This is a genomic window from Oceanobacillus alkalisoli, from assembly GCF_021556485.1.
Classification (GTDB): Bacteria; Bacillota; Bacilli; order Bacillales; family Amphibacillaceae; genus Oceanobacillus; species Oceanobacillus alkalisoli.
Window position 1 is genome coordinate 1 of sequence record NZ_JAKGBW010000122.1, and the last position, 255, is coordinate 255.

Annotated in this window: 1 pseudogene; it reads left to right on the forward strand. The window is 38.0% G+C overall.

What is annotated here, in order from left to right:
* A pseudogene (locus tag LZD48_RS19410) lies at nucleotides 1–255 on the forward strand (IS21 family transposase); the annotation flags it as partial.

The window sequence follows — 255 nt, forward strand, 5'->3', positions numbered from 1 at the left end:
AGAGGGTTTAAGATCTACTTATGCCGGAAAAGTGATCCAGAATCCAAGGGCAAAGTTGAACAGCTTATAAAATTTGTGAAGAATAACTTCGCAAACCACCGTATTTTCCAAGATTTAGAGTCTTGGCAGGACTCTAACTTAAGGTGGCTAAAGAGAACTGGAAACTATAAAATTAATCACAATACAAAGAAAAGACCCTTTGAAGCGCACGCCCTCGAAAAGCAGCATCTTCAAAAGGTCAATGGATATTACATT